Source organism: Pseudomonas glycinae (genome assembly GCF_001594225.2).
Taxonomy (GTDB): domain Bacteria; phylum Pseudomonadota; class Gammaproteobacteria; order Pseudomonadales; family Pseudomonadaceae; genus Aquipseudomonas; species Aquipseudomonas glycinae.
In genome coordinates, this window is record NZ_CP014205.2 from 2,749,105 (window position 1) to 2,765,883 (window position 16,779).

Annotated in this window: 15 protein-coding genes; 6 read left to right on the top strand and 9 right to left on the bottom strand. The window is 61.3% G+C overall.

Annotation, left to right across the window (positions count from 1 at the left end; genetic code table 11):
* The first annotated feature begins 41 nt into the window (after positions 1–41).
* Positions 42–467, top strand: a complete 426-nt coding sequence (locus tag AWU82_RS12375; protein ID WP_064380040.1) for a hypothetical protein — start codon at positions 42–44, stop codon at positions 465–467.
* On the opposite strand, the gene AWU82_RS12380 is transcribed toward AWU82_RS12375, so the two are convergent.
* The gene (locus AWU82_RS12380; RefSeq protein WP_064380042.1) at positions 464–1,849 is read right to left on the bottom strand and encodes a GTPase/DUF3482 domain-containing protein; all 1,386 of its coding nucleotides are present in this window, start codon (positions 1,847–1,849) and stop codon (positions 464–466) included. The two genes, AWU82_RS12375 and AWU82_RS12380, sit on opposite strands and share 4 nt — an antisense overlap.
* Positions 1,842–3,215 carry a DUF2868 domain-containing protein gene (locus AWU82_RS12385; RefSeq protein WP_064380043.1) on the bottom strand — a complete coding sequence of 458 codons (1,374 nt, stop codon included), beginning with the start codon at positions 3,213–3,215 and terminating at the stop codon, positions 1,842–1,844. Before AWU82_RS12385 ends, AWU82_RS12380 begins: the two co-directional genes overlap by 8 nt.
* Positions 3,216–3,300: 85 nt before the next feature.
* Here AWU82_RS12385 and AWU82_RS12390 point away from each other — a divergent pair, with 85 nt between their 5' ends.
* The gene (locus AWU82_RS12390; RefSeq protein WP_064380044.1) at positions 3,301–3,813 is read left to right on the top strand and encodes a dihydrofolate reductase; all 513 of its coding nucleotides are present in this window, start codon (positions 3,301–3,303) and stop codon (positions 3,811–3,813) included.
* 137 nt (positions 3,814–3,950) lie between these two features.
* Here AWU82_RS12390 and AWU82_RS12395 read toward each other — a convergent pair whose 3' ends face one another.
* Entirely contained in the window at positions 3,951–5,342 is a 1,392-nt protein-coding gene (locus AWU82_RS12395) for an L-cystine transporter (RefSeq protein ID WP_064380051.1), read from the bottom strand.
* A 241-nt stretch (positions 5,343–5,583) separates the two neighbouring features.
* Here AWU82_RS12395 and pchP point away from each other — a divergent pair, with 241 nt between their 5' ends.
* Positions 5,584–6,645 (top strand): phosphorylcholine phosphatase PcpP, encoded by a 1,062-nt coding sequence (gene pchP / locus AWU82_RS12400; protein WP_011336406.1) that lies wholly within the window; start codon positions 5,584–5,586, stop codon positions 6,643–6,645.
* A 201-nt stretch (positions 6,646–6,846) separates the two neighbouring features.
* On the opposite strand, the gene ilvD is transcribed toward pchP, so the two are convergent.
* From ilvD to AWU82_RS12430, 6 genes are all read right to left on the bottom strand, one after another.
* Positions 6,847–8,688 (bottom strand): dihydroxy-acid dehydratase, encoded by a 1,842-nt coding sequence (gene ilvD / locus AWU82_RS12405; protein WP_064380052.1) that lies wholly within the window; start codon positions 8,686–8,688, stop codon positions 6,847–6,849.
* A 255-nt stretch (positions 8,689–8,943) separates the two neighbouring features.
* The gene (locus tag AWU82_RS12410; RefSeq protein WP_064380054.1) at positions 8,944–10,161 is read right to left on the bottom strand and encodes a multidrug effflux MFS transporter; all 1,218 of its coding nucleotides are present in this window, start codon (positions 10,159–10,161) and stop codon (positions 8,944–8,946) included.
* Positions 10,154–11,110, bottom strand: a complete 957-nt coding sequence (locus AWU82_RS12415) for a diiron oxygenase (protein WP_064380056.1) — start codon at positions 11,108–11,110, stop codon at positions 10,154–10,156. The genes AWU82_RS12410 and AWU82_RS12415 overlap by 8 nt, the downstream gene beginning before the upstream one ends.
* Positions 11,107–12,180 carry a SagB family peptide dehydrogenase gene (locus AWU82_RS12420; RefSeq protein ID WP_064380058.1) on the bottom strand — a complete coding sequence of 358 codons (1,074 nt, stop codon included), beginning with the start codon at positions 12,178–12,180 and terminating at the stop codon, positions 11,107–11,109. The genes AWU82_RS12415 and AWU82_RS12420 overlap by 4 nt, the downstream gene beginning before the upstream one ends.
* A gap of 446 nt (positions 12,181–12,626) precedes the next feature.
* The gene (locus tag AWU82_RS12425) at positions 12,627–13,823 is read right to left on the bottom strand and encodes a class I SAM-dependent rRNA methyltransferase (RefSeq protein WP_064380060.1); all 1,197 of its coding nucleotides are present in this window, start codon (positions 13,821–13,823) and stop codon (positions 12,627–12,629) included.
* A gap of 123 nt (positions 13,824–13,946) precedes the next feature.
* Complete coding sequence (locus AWU82_RS12430; RefSeq protein ID WP_064380062.1) at positions 13,947–14,486, bottom strand: type 1 glutamine amidotransferase domain-containing protein; 540 nt, start codon at positions 14,484–14,486, stop codon at positions 13,947–13,949.
* Positions 14,487–14,713: 227 nt separating this feature from the next.
* Here AWU82_RS12430 and AWU82_RS12435 point away from each other — a divergent pair, with 227 nt between their 5' ends.
* The 3 genes from AWU82_RS12435 to AWU82_RS12445 all read left to right on the top strand — a co-directional run bounded on the left by AWU82_RS12435 (position 14,714) and on the right by AWU82_RS12445 (position 16,760).
* The gene (locus AWU82_RS12435) at positions 14,714–15,526 is read left to right on the top strand and encodes an HDOD domain-containing protein (protein WP_166673436.1); all 813 of its coding nucleotides are present in this window, start codon (positions 14,714–14,716) and stop codon (positions 15,524–15,526) included.
* A gap of 28 nt (positions 15,527–15,554) precedes the next feature.
* Positions 15,555–16,367 carry a bifunctional DNA-formamidopyrimidine glycosylase/DNA-(apurinic or apyrimidinic site) lyase gene (mutM, locus tag AWU82_RS12440; protein ID WP_007953423.1) on the top strand — a complete coding sequence of 271 codons (813 nt, stop codon included), beginning with the start codon at positions 15,555–15,557 and terminating at the stop codon, positions 16,365–16,367.
* Positions 16,368–16,436: 69 nt separating this feature from the next.
* Positions 16,437–16,760: a hypothetical protein gene (locus AWU82_RS12445; protein ID WP_011336397.1), complete on the top strand. Its 324-nt coding sequence runs from the start codon at positions 16,437–16,439 to the stop codon at positions 16,758–16,760.
* Positions 16,761–16,779: the final 19 nt, after the last annotated feature.

Here is a 16,779-nt window from a genome sequence, read left to right on the forward strand (position 1 = left end):
CCCTTCGGCCCAGACTGGTTTTTTGCCGAAGGAGCGCACGGATGCGTTTTATGAAAGTGATTGCCCGGGATCGGTCCGGCAGCGGCGCAGGGGACACTGTCCAGTTGCGCTTTCATCACACCGAACAGGATTGGCGCGAAGCCTCTGCCCGTGAAGTCGCGCAACTGCGCAGCTTCACCCGAACCTATCTGAAATGCGCCTGGTTCAACGCGGCCGACGAGGACACGCGACATCTGCGGATCTTCGCTCTGAACCCCGGCAGCGATGGAACACCGGAATCAGTGAGGCTGCACTTTCACCAGGGCGAAACCATTGCTTACAAGGCCGCCGTCCACGACCTGGATAACGATGGCCGCTTCGAGGTTGTCCTGTGTTCGGACGTCGACAACGACGGGCGCGCCAATCGCACCGATCGCAGCCGGGTGACGGCGCTGGTCAAACAGTTCCTCAAGCTCGGCTGGTTCTAGAGTTCGAGAACCTTGCCGACCAGCTCGTCGATCTGTTCCTGACGCTGTGCCTGATTCAGTTTCGGATGCGAGTTGAGCGACGACCATTGCGGGTGGGCCCGGGCAATGTTCAGCGCCTCCGGCAGCTTGCCCTCGCGCCAGGTCTTGTCCTGCGGCGTCGCCACCTGAATGCTGTCCAGCGCCGCATGGCCTCGGGCGTTCAGCGCTTGCAGCAGTTGCCGCTGACGCAGGGCCAGCAGGCGCAACACGTTGTCGTCGACCGTCAGCTCTCGCTGCCCTTTGATCTTGCCGAGCAGGCGGTTGCCGTAGCTGCGGGCAGTTTGCAGGGCGCCGCCGGCAATGGCACCGGCCAGGGCGGCGGCACCCAGGGTGATGCCGCCGACCAGCAAATCCACACCCGCACCGGCTGCGGCTCCGGCGGCAATCCCGCCGCCGACCCGCACGCCGAGTTGCTTGAGGGTTTCCGGGTTGAACAGGTCATCGCCCCAGCGCCCGTCGAGCAGCGGCAGATCGCTGGCGGCGGCGTCCTGCGGGCGGAAGGCGTAGAGCTTGAGCAGCGCTTCGACGCAGCGTTGTTCCCGCTGGCGCACGGCTTTGCGCAGTTCACTGATGGCCTGTTGTTCCTGTTCGGCGTTGCTCGCCACACTGCGTCGGCACGCGGCGCAGTCGATCAACAGTTCGGCGATCAAGCGCGCGGCGCTTTGCTCGCGGGCGAGGCGTTGGGCCTGTTGATCGGCGATCAGCCGTTCAAGTTGTGGGCGGGCGTTTTCCAGCAACAGTGCGAGGCTTTCATACAGCCGCCGCTCGCCATCTTCGGGCGGGGCGACGCTGTCGAAACGCACCAGCGCATGCAGGCCGAGGCGCGCCAGGGCTTCACGCCAGTCCGGTTCGCGGTGGTTGGCGCTGCTGACGAAATTCAGCACCGGCAGCAGCGGCTTGCCGCAACTGGCCAGCACTTCCAGTTCGTCGCGGTACTTGGCCAGCACCGGTTCGCGGGCGTCAATCACGTACAGGCCGGCATCGGAATCGAGCAGTTGCCGCAGCACCTTGGCTTCCTGTTCGAAACGCTGGCGCGCTTCACTGCCATCGAGAAACCGCGCCAGCCGTGCCGGGCCGTCGAGGCGTTCGCCGGGGCGTTCCAGACGCTCGAGAAAATCCAGCAGGGCGATGGCGTCCTCCAGACCGGGCGTGTCGTAGAGGTCGAGCAACGGTTCGCCATCCACCGACAACCGTGCACCTTCGACATGCCGCGTGGTGCTCGGGCGATGGGAGACTTCGCCGAAGCCGACGTCGCGGGTCAGGGTGCGCAGCAGCGAAGTCTTGCCGACGTTGGTGTGGCCGACCACCGCCAGTTTCAGCGGCGCTTTCCAGGCATCAGTCATGTCCGTGCTCCAGCCAGTTCAACGGGGCGCAATCGGCGAACGGCAGTTCCAGTTGTTGCAACGCCACGTGCCAGTCACCGAGGCGTTCGGCGTCCAGCGCTTGTCCTTGCGGCGCCTGCAACAGCCAGACGCGGGTCGCGGCGGCATTGCGCGCCAGCTCGGCAATCAGCGCCAGGCTGCCGCGATCCGGCGAACGTCGTGGGTCGCAGGCAATCGCAAGGCGCGCCGGCGGGAAGCGGCTGAGTTGTTCGAGCAGTTTGTTGCGCGATTCACGGCTGTCGAGGATGCCGGCGTTGCTGACGTTTTTCGGCAGTGTCGGCGGCCATGAGTGTTGATCGTCGAGTTCGATCGCCACCAGCAACGCCCCGTCGCTGGCGTGTTCGCCGACGGTGCTTTCGACGCGGTGCAATTGCGCAGGCTCGGGGTCGGTGATGCCGAGGCGTTCGCTGGTCGGCATCAGGCGTTCGCGCAGTTGGGCGTAGCCGGGCAGGTTCAGGTCCAGCCGCAACGCCGCTTTGCCGCTGTTCCAGCGCCAGAAGCAAAACAGCGCCAACAGCAGGCGCGGCAGCACGCCGTACACCACCAGCACGCCGACCAGCCAGGTCGCCCAGGCCTGACGGGCGCTTTCGATGTTCAGCGCGGTGTCGCCGCTGGCGCGGATCATGTCCACGGTCGGCACGTTGAAGCCCAGCAGCGCCGGCAATGCGCCGAGGGCCTGGGTCATGTTGATGAACGTGTCGGCGCTGAGAATCGTGGTTTCCCAGACGAAGCCGTAGCGCCGGGTCGCCATCAGTGTCAGCAACAAAACCAGCGCGCTGAACATCGCCAGCAGCCATAGGCCGTTGACCAGCGTGCCGAGCGCCCAGCGATTGAGCTTCTTGCGTTGCAGCATCAACAGCAGGGCCGGCGCCAGTTGGGCAGCCTTGGCATCGCGGGCGAGTTTTTCACTGAGCCACAGCCACAAGCGGCCTAGGGTGGCGCCGTGTTCGCCAGCGAAGATCAGCCCCAGCGACCAGCTCAGCAGCAGAATCAGGTTCAGCCCGAGCAGACTGCCCAGCGCCCAGAACACATTGACCGGCGTCTGGCCCAGTGCAGCGAAGGCCAGCCCTGCGCCGCTCAACACGGCGAAGATCGCCAGCAGCACCAGCGCCAGGCGTGCGCCTTGCAGCCAGTGCTTGAGTGCGGAGGTCAGGCCATCGCGCTCGGCCAGCCACAGGGCGCGGCGTTGAATGCGTCCCGGCAGATCGCCGCCAGCCGCGCGGGCCAGGCGATTGGCTTCCAGATCGTCCAGCGGGCCTGCGTGTTCTTCGCGCAGGCGCACGGTTTCGGTGAGCCAGAGGTTTTGCAGTGAAGTCAGTTCAGTCACGCGGCATCCCGTTGCTTGATTGAGCCGTGAGCATAACCGCTGTGGCGCTTATCGGGGTAAGGGCGGCTCTGGTATCCTCGCCGGCATGACTAAATCACTCCCCCTCAGCCTGATTGCAGCCCTCGGTGAAAACCGTGTGATCGGCGTCGACAACAGCATGCCCTGGCACCTGCCGGGGGACTTCAAATACTTCAAGGCCACGACGCTCGGCAAGCCGATCATCATGGGCCGCAAGACCTGGGATTCGCTGGGTCGTCCGCTGCCGGGCCGCTTGAACATCGTGGTCAGCCGCCAGACCGATCTGGTGCTGGAAGGCGCGGAAGTCTATCCGTCGCTGGAAGCGGCCGTGGTTCGCGCCGAAGCGTGGGCGAAAGAGCAGGGCGTCGATGAGTTGATGCTGATTGGCGGGGCGCAGTTGTATGCGCAGGGGCTGGCGCAGGCGGATCGTCTGTATCTGACCCGTGTGGCACTGAGCCCGGAAGGCGATGCGTGGTTTCCGGAGTTCGATCTGAACCAGTGGAAACTGGTGTCGAACGTGCCGAATCCGGCTGAAGGCGACAAACCGGCTTACAACTTCGAAGTCTGGGAGCGGGTTTAGCTCAATGTGATCGTTCCCACGTCGAGGCGTCGAACCGTCCGCGTGGGAATGCAGCCCGTGACGCTCTGCGTCACTGGACGCGGAGCGTCCCTAGAGGCATTCCCACGCAGGAGCGTGGGAACGATCAGTATCAAGACTTATGCCTGAGCAAGCTCCGCATGCTCATCGGCATCCAGCAGTGCCTTGTCGGTCTGCTGCATCGCCTGGCTGGTAATCGCGCCAGCGGTGATCGAACCGCTCACGTTCAGCGCCGTGCGACCCATGTCGATCAGTGGCTCGACCGAAATCAGCAACGCCACCAGCGAAACCGGCAAGCCCATGGCCGGCAGCACGATCAGCGCGGCGAAGGTCGCACCGCCACCCACGCCCGCCACACCAGCCGAACTCAGGGTCACGATCGCCACCAGCGTCGCGATCCACAGCGGATCCAGCGGGTTGATGCCGACGGTTGGCGCAACCATCACCGCCAACATCGCCGGGTACAGACCGGCGCAGCCGTTCTGGCCGATGGTCGCGCCGAACGAAGCAGCGAAGCTTGCCACCGATTGCGGAATGCCCAGACGACGGGTCTGCGCTTCGATGCTCAGCGGAATGCTCGCTGCGCTGGAGCGGCTGGTGAACGCGAATGTCAGCACCGGCCAGATCTTGCGGAAGAAACGCAGCGGGTTGATCCCGGCCGCCGACACCAGCAGGCCGTGCACCACGAACATCAGGCCGAGACCGAGGTACGACACCACCACGAAACTGCCGAGCTTGATGATGTCCTGCAGGTTGGAACCGGCGACCACTTTGGTCATCAGCGCCAGCACGCCGTAGGGGGTCAGCTTCATCACCAGACGCACCAGGCGCATCACCCAGGCTTGCAGGGTGTCGATGGCGTTGATCACTTTCTGACCTTTCTCGACGTCATCCTTGAGCAGTTGCAGCGCGGCAACCCCCAGGAACGCAGCGAAAATCACCACGCTGATGATCGAGGTCGGCTTGGCCCGGGCCAGGTCGGCGAACGGGTTCTGCGGGATGAACGACAGCAGCAGTTGCGGCACATTCAGGTCGGCGACCTTGCCGGCGTAGTCGGTCTGAATGGTTTGCAGACGGGCCATTTCCTGCGTGCCGGCAACCAGGCCTTCGGCGGTCAGGCCGAACAGGTTGGTCAGGCCGATGCCGATCAGCGCCGCAATCGCGGTGGTGAACAGCAGCGTGCCGATGGTCAGGAAGCTGATCTTGCCCAGCGAAGAAGCGTTGTGCAGACGGGCCACGGCACTGAGGATCGAGGCGAATACCAGCGGGATCACGATCATTTGCAGCAGTTGCACGTAACCGTTGCCGACCAGATCAAACCAGCCGATCGAGGCTTTCAGCACCGGATTGCCGGCGCCGTAAATCGTGTGCAGCGCGACGCCGAGTGCCACGCCCAGCACCAGCGCGAGCAGGACTTTTTTCGCCAGGCTCCACGAGGTGTGACGGGTTTGCGCCAAGCCGAAGAGCAGGGCGAGGAACACCAGCAAGTTGAGAATCAGGGGCAGATTCATGAGAACTCCAGAAAAGACTTTGCCAACAGCCTTCCGGGGCTGTTGCGAACCGGCAAGCCTAACAGCTTGATTTCCAATGATTTAATACCGAAATCAAAGGTTGACCGTCGTTTTTGGAATAAGCGCGTGTCGCTCTCGGGGATGCAGCTGGCGCGAAACGGACGTGGACGGTCGCTGACAGACGAGGACTGTCACACATATTTGTTAGCGTCGAATTCTTTGACCCAGGGAGAAAGCGCCAATGAAGTTCACACCGAAATTTCTGGCTGTCGCACTGACTGTGGGGATGGGCCTGGCCACTCAGGCATTCGCCACCGACCTGAAACACTGGCCGGCCGATCAGGCCAAGGCGCTGGACGCGATGATCGCCGCCAACGCCAACAAGGGTAACTACGCGGTGTTCGACATGGACAACACCAGTTACCGCTACGACCTCGAAGAGTCGTTGCTGCCGTTCATGGAAAACAAGGGTCTGATCACCCGCGACAAGCTCGACCCCTCCCTCAAACTGATGCCGTTCAAGGACACCGCCGACCACAAGGAAAGCCTGTTCAGCTACTACTACCGCCTCTGCGAAGTCGACGACATGGTCTGCTATCCATGGGTCGCGCAGGTGTTTTCCGGCTTCACCCTCAAGGAACTCAAGGGCTACGTCGATGAGCTGATGGCCTCGGGCAAACCGGTGCCGGCGACTTATTACGAAGGTGATGTGGTCAAGAATCTGGATGTGAATCCGCCGAAGATCTTCACTGGCCAGAAAGAGCTGTACAACAAGCTGATGGAGAACGGCATCGAGGTCTACGTGATGACCGCCGCCTCCGAAGAACTGGTGCGCATGGTCGCGGCCGATCCGAAGTACGGCTACAACGTCAAACCGCAGAACGTGATCGGCGTGACCACGTTGCTTAAGAACCGCGAAACCGGCGAGCTGACCACCGCGCGCAAGCAGATCACCGCCGGCAAATATGACGAGAAAGCCAACCTCGGCCTCGAACTGACCCCGTACCTGTGGACCCCGGCGACCTGGATGGCCGGCAAGCACGCGGCAATTCTGACCTACATCGACGAGTGGAAAAAACCGGTACTGGTGGGTGGCGACACGCCGACCAGCGACGGCTACATGCTGTTCCATGATGTAGACGTGGCCAAGGGCGGCATTCACTTGTGGGTCAACCGCAAGGACAAATACATGACCCAGATCCAGGGCATGATGGCCAAACACGCGGCGGCCCAGGCGAAAGAAGGTTTGCCGGTGACGGCGGACAAGAACTGGGTGATCGTCAAACCGGAAGAAATCCAGTAATTGCTACGGTGATCGCTTCCGAGCAGAGCGCGATGATCGTTCCCACGCTCTGCGTGGGAATGCAGCCCGTGACGCTCCGCGTCACTGGACGCAGAGCGTCCCTTGAGGCATTCCCACGCGGGAGCGTGGGAACGATCAAAACCTGAAGGCAAAAAAATGCCCCGCACTTGGCGGGGCATTTTTGTTTCTGCGATTTGACGCTTACAGCCCGTCGAGCATCGCCTTGTTGCGCACCGCACCCTTGTCGGCGCTGGTCGCCAGCAGGGCGTAGGCCTTGAGGGCAGTGGTCACTTTGCGAGGACGCTTCTCGACCGGTTTCCAGCCTTTCTTGTCTTGCTCGACCCGGCGTGCCGCCAGCTCTTCGTCGCTGATCAACAGGTTGATCGAGCGGTTCGGAATGTCGATCAGCACCTTGTCGCCGTCCTGCACCAGGCCGATCGCGCCGCCGGCCGCAGCCTCTGGCGAAGCGTGGCCGATGGACAGACCAGAAGTGCCGCCAGAGAAACGGCCGTCGGTCAGCAGGGCGCAGGCTTTGCCCAGGCCTTTGGATTTCAGGTACGAGGTCGGGTAGAGCATTTCCTGCATGCCCGGGCCGCCTTTCGGGCCTTCGTAGCGAATGATGACGATGTCGCCTTCCTTCACTTCGTCGGCGAGGATGCCGCGCACGGCGCTGTCCTGGCTTTCGAAGATCTTCGCGTTGCCTTCGAACACGTGGATCGACTCGTCGACACCGGCGGTTTTCACCACGCAACCGTCCAGGGCGATGTTGCCGTACAGCACGGCCAGGCCACCTTCTTTCGAATAGGCGTGTTCGAAGCTGCGGATGCAGCCGTTTTCACGGTCGTCGTCCAGGGTTTCCCAGCGGGTCGACTGGCTGAACGCGGTTTGCGTCGGAATACCGGCCGGGCCTGCCTTGAAGAAGTGATGCACGGCTTCATCGTCGGTCTGGGTGATGTCCCACTTGGCGATGGCTTCTTCCATGCTGCGGCTGTGCACGGTCGGCAGGTCGGTGTGCAACAGGCCACCACGGGCCAGCGAACCGAGGATGCTGAAGATGCCGCCGGCGCGGTGCACGTCTTCCATGTGGTACTTCTGGATGTTCGGCGCGACCTTGCACAGTTGCGGCACCTTGCGCGACAGACGATCGATGTCACGCAGGTCGAAGTCGATCTCGGCTTCCTGGGCAGCGGCCAGCAAGTGCAGGATGGTGTTGGTTGAACCGCCCATGGCGATGTCGAGCATCATCGCGTTCTCGAACGCCTTGAAGTTGGCGATGTTGCGCGGCAGTACCGACTCGTCGTTCTCGCCGTAGTAGCGTTTGCACAGTTCGACGATGGTGCGGCCGGCCTGCAGGAACAGTTGCTCGCGATCGCTGTGGGTGGCCAGGGTCGAACCGTTGCCCGGCAATGCAAGGCCAAGGGCTTCGGTCAGGCAGTTCATCGAGTTGGCGGTGAACATGCCGGAGCACGAACCGCAGGTCGGGCAGGCGCTGCGCTCGTACTCGGCAACCTTCTCGTCAGAAGCGCTGGAGTCGGCGGCGATCACCATGGCGTCGACGAGGTCGAGACCGTGGCTGGCCAGTTTGGTCTTGCCGGCTTCCATCGGACCGCCGGAGACGAAGATCACCGGGATGTTCAGGCGCAGCGCGGCCATCAGCATGCCGGGGGTGATCTTGTCGCAGTTCGAGATGCAGACGATGGCGTCGGCGCAGTGGGCGTTCACCATGTACTCGACGGAGTCGGCGATGATCTCGCGGCTCGGCAGCGAATACAGCATGCCGTCGTGGCCCATGGCGATGCCGTCATCCACGGCGATGGTGTTGAATTCTTTTGCAACGCCGCCAGCGCGTTCGATCTCACGGGCAACCAGCTGACCCAGGTCCTTCAGGTGAACGTGGCCCGGTACGAACTGGGTAAAGGAGTTGGCAATGGCGATGATCGGCTTCTTGAAGTCGTCATCCTTCATCCCGGTGGCGCGCCACAGTGCGCGGGCGCCGGCCATGTTGCGGCCGTGGGTGGATGTTTTCGAGCGGTAATCTGGCATGGAGCACTCCGGGCGGCTAATCAGGTATCAAAGGGGAGTGAGCTTCTATTGACGTCTGGAACACTCAGAAATGGCCGTGTGTCCTGATGTTGCCGATGACGTTGCGGGATCGCCGCTGGTCTCAGCCTGAGCTCATAAACCCGCCGGGGATGAATGGCGATGAATCTCGCGATTCTACACCGCTGGCGTCAGGAGGGAATGGCGCAAAACGTTGTTCCAGTGCTGACGAAGCGTGCGGGATGACGACCGGCAGGGTTAATCGCTGTCCGGTTGCCCCACCAGATCGTTGCGACGGCTGATCCGCGCGTTCAACGCCAGTGCCACTCCGCTGAGTATCACGAAGCAGTAGCCCAGCGTGGATTGCAGGTTGGCAGGGCTCAGGCTGATCAACGCACTGATCAAGCCGCCGCAGATGAAGATCAGCGTGCTGCCGGCGGATGCAGACGTGCCAGCATTTTCGGGATACAGGCTCATAGCCCGCGACGTGGCGGCGGGCCGGGCGATGGTGGTGCCAGCGGTGCAGATCAACATCGGGATCAGCACCGTGGTCGGGGTCAGTGCGAAGTTCGATGCCAGGTACAGCATGGTCAGGCCGGCGAACAGGATCAGGCTCAGCCCGACAACAATTTGCTGGCTACCGTTGATGCGTCTGCTCAGTACGCTGGCGAGGATGCCCCCGATCACATACGCGGCGCCGTAGATCAGCAGGATCAGCGAGAAGTCATAAGCAGACAGTTGCAGGCGGTCCATGAAAATCAGCGGCGAAATCACGATGAACGAAAAGTGGCAGGCGAAGGCGAAGGCTGAAATCAGCCAGTAACCGACGAAGTCGAAGTCTCCCAGTACCCGCCGGTAAGCCCTCAGGAAATGGGTGGATGTACCACGGGCTGCCGGTCGGCTGTTGTCCAGAAACCACCATGCCTTGAGTAGCACGATGGCGGACAGTGCGGAGAACACCCAGAAGCTGCCGCGCCAGCCAAGCGCGGCCTGAAGCAAGGTTCCGGCCAATGGAGATACGGAAATGAAGATCCCGGTGGCGGTCACCATCAGAATCCGCAGGCGATCACGTTCCTCGCCTTCGAACAGATCCTGCACCAGCGCCTGTGACAGCACGAAACAGCCGCAACCCAGCGCCTGCACCACCCGAAAAACCAGAAACAGCGAATAATCCGAGGTCATCACGCATCCGAGGGCGCCGAGCATTGATACGCTCATGCCTGCGAGCAGCAGGCCTTTGCGTCCGATCACATCCGACAGGGGCCCGATCAGCAACTGGGCGAAGGCAATCCCGACCGCGAACAGGCTGATCGACAGGGCAATATCCGCCGGAGTGCTGCGAAAGTGCTCAGCCAGTGCCGGAAACGAAGGCAGCAGGACATCCAGCGGAAAGACGCCGAGCAGCACCATCGCCAGCAAAAGGCTGACAGCTCCGCGCCGCTGTCGTTGGGTCACCGCAGATTGTCCGTCATCCATCAATCAGTCCTGCCCTGGCAAAAAGTGTCTGGTTTTGAGGTTCGGCGAAAAATCCGGCTTTCTTCAGCGCGCTCATTGTGGCGAGGCTGCCGGTGCGTGCCCGCTGGCGACTGGCCTGGGCCGTTGTGATCGTGCCGAGAATCTCCATTACCGTGGTGCCTGCAATGTCCGCGCCGCAGAGGCTTTCCCGCAGCCAGTGCTCATCCACTTCGAAGAAGATTTCCAGAATGTCGAGCAAGGTCGTCGCGGTGAACGTTCGCTGCCTTGGGTCCAGGTGCAGCCAGAGATAGTGGAACACTTCGGTGAAATACCGGCTGTGGCGCGCTTCGTCGGTGAGGTGATCGCGCAACATGTCGTTGACGCCGGACACCAGACTGTCGCGGCAGACATCCAGCAGTTCACGGGCAATGATGGTTTCCGAGACGAAACCCAGTAAGAAGCACGCCAGCGGCCTTTGCTGCTGGTCTGTGCGTGCGATCAGCAGGTTCATCCGGGTGATTCGCCTGGGCATGACCGGACGCTTGGTGATGCCGTAGAGGCTGGCGATCTGCTCCGCCACCTGGTTGGAAAACAGGGCGTGGTAGCCCTCGTCGGTGTAGAGCTGGAGCGCGGCGGTTTTCATCGGCGCCGGCACCGCGACGGGCAGCTCGCCGTGGACAATGGTTTCGACGGCGCGATTGACGATCCGGTGTTCGAGCAGCGTGGTGTAGTCGAGAAAATGCACCAGATGCCGGGCCGTGAGCCGATGCAGCATCGAGCGGCCCGCTGCTTCGATGACCGGATGGGCCAGGTACGGTAGAAACGTCGGCGGAAACCAGTGCCGGGTCTCCAGTTGTTCCTGCACGTTGGCCGGCAAACGATAATCGTGGGTGCTGGTGCGGACCGAGGCGCGGGTGTTCCAGTCATTCAGGGAGAATTGAAAGACCGGCTCCCTGGAGAGAGCGCTCATGGCTGGGCCTCACGCAGCAGGTCGCGCATTTCCTGACACATCGCCTGGCCGTCGCTTTCCCCGCAACCGACGAAGAACAAGGGTTGTTCCGCACTGTTTTCGAACTTCAGCAACGTTTCGACCTGATCATCGGAAAACGCACCCGTGAGCCAGGTGTTCATGCCGAGCGCTGTAGCCACCAGTTGAAACGTCTGCGAAAGATGCCCGGCTTCGACGAGCGCCATTCGATAGGCGCGCGAGTGCGGGTATTTCCACCAGAGCCGGTCGAAGCGGGCGGTGATGAACAGCCCCAATGGCAGGTTATTGATGAAGTGCTGGCCCCCCAGCAGATTGCCAGGTGCGGTGTCGGGCAAAGGGTTGATGAAGCTCAGGGCGTGTTCGGTGGGGTGGTAGGCATAAACCCCAGGCGTCAGTCCGTCGACGTTCTGTACAAACACGAACCCGGCGCAGGCATTGAGGCCGCCCCCGGAAGGACTGCTGCGCCGCGCGCCAAGGCCTTCGGCGATGCTGTCGTCGCAGTCGGCTTCGCGCTCTCGCAGGTAACCGAGGGACAGGTAAAGCAAGGTGCCGACATCGTCCAGTGACACGGCGGTGCCGGTGAAGGAGCGGCAGGTCTTTCGCCGGATCAGTGAATTCGACAGGCTGTCGTCATTCAATACCAGCGGTGAGGGCAGGGCGATGAGTGCGTTCGAACCTGTATCCGCAAGGATGTCGTGCGCAGGTGCAGTGGCAAGCACTGTGTTGCAGTGTTCGAGGTATTGCCTGGACCATTCCTGAATGTTTCGGGGCGTGTATTCGCACGGAATATTCCGAGTCCCGATATGGTAGATCCTGGACAGTTCATCCCAGCCCCAGACAGGTGTCGGAACTTTTGAAGAAGTCAGTATTCCCGCATTTAATAACTGTGTGTCTATTATGTTGCTGTTGTCATATAGGTCAGGGTCGTGGATAAGTTGCGCCAGTCGGGAGGAATGTTCCAGATCAAGTTCATGTTGAGTATGGTCTTTGTAATTCCAGACTATCTGGCCGGGCGTTCGTGGCAGTATGAATAAATAAGGATTTATATGCATGTTAGGGCACGCTGCTCTGGATAAGTGCTTTGTCAGAGGCGCTGGGTAGCCGGCTATACCCAGCGCCCACCTTACTTAACGGGCTTTAGGTGCGACCAGAAAAGCCAGGTTTGCGAGGGTGCGGGATTCCAGAGTAATTGCTTTCATGATTGAACTCCTTGTTCATTTTTGCTTCGTGGTTAGTGGGTGTCACCTTCGTGGTGACGACTTAATAATAGTTTGTAATGGATTAATCGCAAGCAAATATTAAGTAGGAATTGTCCAGTAATTTTGTCGGAGTGATCTATGGCTGGAAGTGAGTGTGTAAGTTAAATTCCAATAAATAAAACATGTAAGGAAATATCCTGCACATCGGCAGGACGATAAATGTAGGAAAACAAAGTTCAAGACAAAAAGAAGGGGAGCCCGTGGGCTCCCCTTTCGATAGCTTCAACGCCGTGCGTCTGTCAGCTGTTGGGCAGCAGGCGGCAGGTGATGCTCTTGATGTAGCGGGTTTCCGGGATGGCCGGGTGTACCGGGTGATCCGGGCCTTGGCCACCACGCTCCAGCAGCTGGATGTTGCGGTCCAGGTGACGGGCGCTGGTCAGCAGGATGTTCTGCAGGTCATCTTCCGGCAGGTGCATCGAGCACGAAGCGCTGAACAGGATGCCGTCCTTGTTGAGCAGGCGCATGGCTTGCTCGTTCAGGCGACGGTACGCGCCTTCACCGTTTTTCAGGTCTTTCTTGCGTTTGATGAACGCAGGCGGGTCGGCAACGATCACGTCGAAGCGCTCTTCGCTGGCCTTGAGTTCCTTCAGGGCTTCGAAGACGTCGCCTTCGATGCAGGTCATCTTGTCGGCGAAACCATTCAGTGCAGCGTTGCGCTCAACACCGTCGAGGGCGAAGCCCGAGGCGTCGACGCAGAACACTTCGCTGGCGCCGAATGCGGCCGCCTGCACACCCCAGCCACCGATGTAGCTGTACAGGTCCAGCACGCGTTTGCCTTTGGCGTAAGGAGCCAGGCGGGCGCGGTTCATGCGGTGGTCGTAGAACCAGCCGGTTTTCTGACCTTGAATGACCGGCGCTTCGAATTTCACACCGTTCTCTTCCAGAGCCACCCACTCCGGCACCACGCCGAATACGGTTTCGGTGTAGCGCTCGAGGCCTTCGGCATCGCGGGCGGCGGAGTCGTTCTTGAACAGGATGCCGCTTGGCTTGAGCACTTGGGTCAGCGCCGCGATCACGTCATCTTTATGGGCTTCCATGGTTGCCGAGGCGAGCTGCACCACGAGGATGTCGCCGAAACGATCGACCACCAGGCCTGGCAGCAGGTCGGAATCACCGTAGACCAGACGATAGAACGGCTTGTCGAACAGGCGCTCGCGCAGTGACAGGGCCACGTTGAGCCGATGGACCAGCAGCGACTTGTCCAACGGCAGCTTGATGTCGCGCGACAGCAGGCGGGCGCAGATCAGGTTGTTCGGACTCATGGCGACGATGCCCAGCGGCTTGCCGCCGGCGGCTTCGAGAATCGCCTGGTCGCCGGCCTTGAAGCCGTGCAACGGGGTCGCCGCCACGTCGATTTCGTTGCTGTAGATCCACAGGTGACCGGCGCGCAGGCGACGGTCGGCGTTGGCTTTGAGGCGCAAGCTAGGCAGGGACATGACGTCGCTCCGGAAAAAAGAGCGGGAGTATACCGTGTTGCGCCTTATGCCGGGTTTGGTGTGCGATGAAACGCGGCAGACCTCATCACGAGCAGGCCCGCCCCGTATCCATACGCTTATGCTCTATGCCGACAGCGCGTCGATCAGCGCATTGCTGAACGCCGGAATGTCGTCCGGTTGGCGGCTGCTGATCAGGTGGCCGTCTTTTACTACCTCCTGATCAACCCAGTTCGCCCCCGCATTCACCAGATCGTCCTTGACGGTCTTGTAGCTGGTCATGGTCTTGCCATTGACCAGTCCTGCCGAAATCAGCAGCCAGCTGCCATGGCAGATCACTGCGATCGGTTTGCCGGCGGAGGCACCGGTCTTGACCAGGTGCTGGGCGTCCTGGTCGATGCGGATGGTGTCAGAGTTCTGCACACCGCCCGGGAGCACCACGGCATCGTATTGATCGATGCTTGCGCCCTGGAAGGTCTGGTCGACCTTGAAGTCGTCCGCCGGTTTATCGTGATTCCAGCCTTTGACGCTGCCGGCTTCGGCAGAGAGGATGTCAACCTGCGCTCCTGCCTGCTCAAGTGCCTGTTTGGGGCCGGTCAGTTCGACCTGCTCGAAACCATCGGTTACCAGAAAAGCGACGCGCTTGCCGCTGAGAGAAGTCGCCATCGTTAAGCTCCTGAGTCTGTTGGGAATACTGTCCGAGACAGACGTGAATCTGTTCCGGGCACTACAGATTCCGAAGGCTGGTGGAAAGTGAAAGTTCCTGCGAATTGCCCACTGGTGTGTCGTGCGTCGGTTTTTAGAGGTTAGAATCGCCGCCTGTCCCAGAGTGTGTACTTATGTCCCAAGAGCTGACCACCGAACAGATTCAACAGTCCCTGCAGGGCATCAGTGTGCCCGCGCAGCCGCAGATCATGGTGGATCTGCAAATGGAGCAGTACATGCCCGACCCCGACCTGGAGACGATCGCCAAGCTGATCTCCCAGGATCCTGGCCTGTCCGGCTCGCTGCTGAAAATCGTCAATTCGCCCTATTACGGCCTGAGCAACAAGATCACCTCGATCAAGCGCGCGGTGAATCTGTTGGGCAGTCGCTCGATCATCAATCTGATCAACGCGATGTCGATCAAGGGCGAAATGAACGATGACACCATCGTCACCCTCAACCGTTTCTGGGACACCGCCCAGGACGTGGCCATGACTTGTCTGACCCTGGCCAAGCGCGTCGGCACCGAGGCGAGCGACGAGGCTTATGCCTTGGGTCTTTTCCATGATTGCGGCGTGCCGCTGATGCTTCAGCGTTTCCCCGACTACATGACCACGCTGGAGACGGCCTATGCCAATGCGAGTGCCGAGCGCCGGGTCGTGGACACCGAGAACGATGTCTACAACACCAACCACTCGGTCGTCGGCTATTACACCGCAAAGTCCTGGCGCCTGCCGGAGCATGTCAGCGCGGCCATCGCCAACCATCACAATGCCCTGGCGATCTTCAGCGACGAGACCTCGCGCAACAGTCAGATGAAAAACCTGCTGGCGATCCTGAAAATGGCCGAGCACATCTGCGCGTCCTACCGGGTACTGGGCAACCAGACCGAAGACTTCGAATGGCAGGCCGTCGGGCCGCTGGTGCTCGAGTATATCGGGCTTTCCGATTACGACTTCGAGACGTTGAAGCAGACGATCCGCGAACTTGGCGCGCACTGATTCAAGAAGCTGATGATTCGAGGAACTGATGCCTGAACTGCCGGAAGTCGAAACCACCCGCCGCGGCATTGCTCCGCACCTGGAAGGCCAACGGGTCAGCCGCGTAATCGTGCGTGACCGGCGCTTACGCTGGCCGATTCCCGAAGACCTCGATGTGCGCCTGTCCGGGCAGCGCATCGTGCTGGTCGAGCGGCGCGCCAAGTATCTGCTGATCAACGCCGAAGTCGGCACATTGATCAGCCACTTGGGCATGTCGGGCAACCTGCGGCTGGTTGAGGTCGGGATGCCGGCGGCCAAGCATGAGCATGTCGATATCGAGCTGGAGTCGGGCCTGGCCCTGCGCTACACCGATCCACGGCGCTTCGGGGCGATGCTCTGGAGCACCGACCCGCTCAATCACGAGTTGCTGATCCGCCTGGGTCCGGAGCCGTTGACCGATCTGTTCGATGGCGAGCGGTTGTATCAGCTATCACGCGGGCGCTCGATGGCGGTCAAGCCGTTCATCATGGACAACGCGGTGGTGGTGGGGGTCGGCAACATCTACGCGACCGAGGCGCTGTTCGCCGCCGGAATCGATCCGCGGCGAGAGGCCAAGGGCATTTCCCGGGCGCGGTATCTGAAGCTGGCGATCGAGATCAAACGCATCCTCGCGGCGGCCATTGAGCGCGGCGGCACCACGTTGCGTGATTTCATCGGTGGCGACGGGCAGCCGGGGTATTTCCAGCAGGAACTGTTTGTCTACGGTCGCGGCGGCGAGCACTGCAAGGTCTGCGGCACGGGCCTGCGGGAAATGAAGCTCGGCCAGCGCGCCAGCGTCTGGTGCCCGCGCTGCCAAAGCTGAACAAAGCGTCCGAAAAAGTCCTACGGTCTATAGTGAGTTGTCTCACTGTTCAGCCCGAAGGATCGTGCCATGAAGTCCTTGCAAACCCTCATCGTTGCCCTGCTGCTGTGCTTGAGCCTGACCGTTCAGGCCACGGAAGGCGGCAGCGGTGACCCTCGTTACGCCATCCAGAATCCACCGGCCTACGCCATGCTCGGCGATCTGCTGATTGCCCGACCATTGCTGGTGGTGGCAACGGTGATCGGTGCCGGGGCGTTCGTCGTGTCGTTGCCGTTCACCGCGCTGGGTGGCGGGATTGGCGATGCGGGGGAGGCGCTGGTGGTGGCGCCGGCGAAAGCGGCATTCGTGCGATGCCTGGGCTGCACAGGGGAGGGATTCGAGCAGCGCGAATGACGCGATCGCAGCCGGGAGC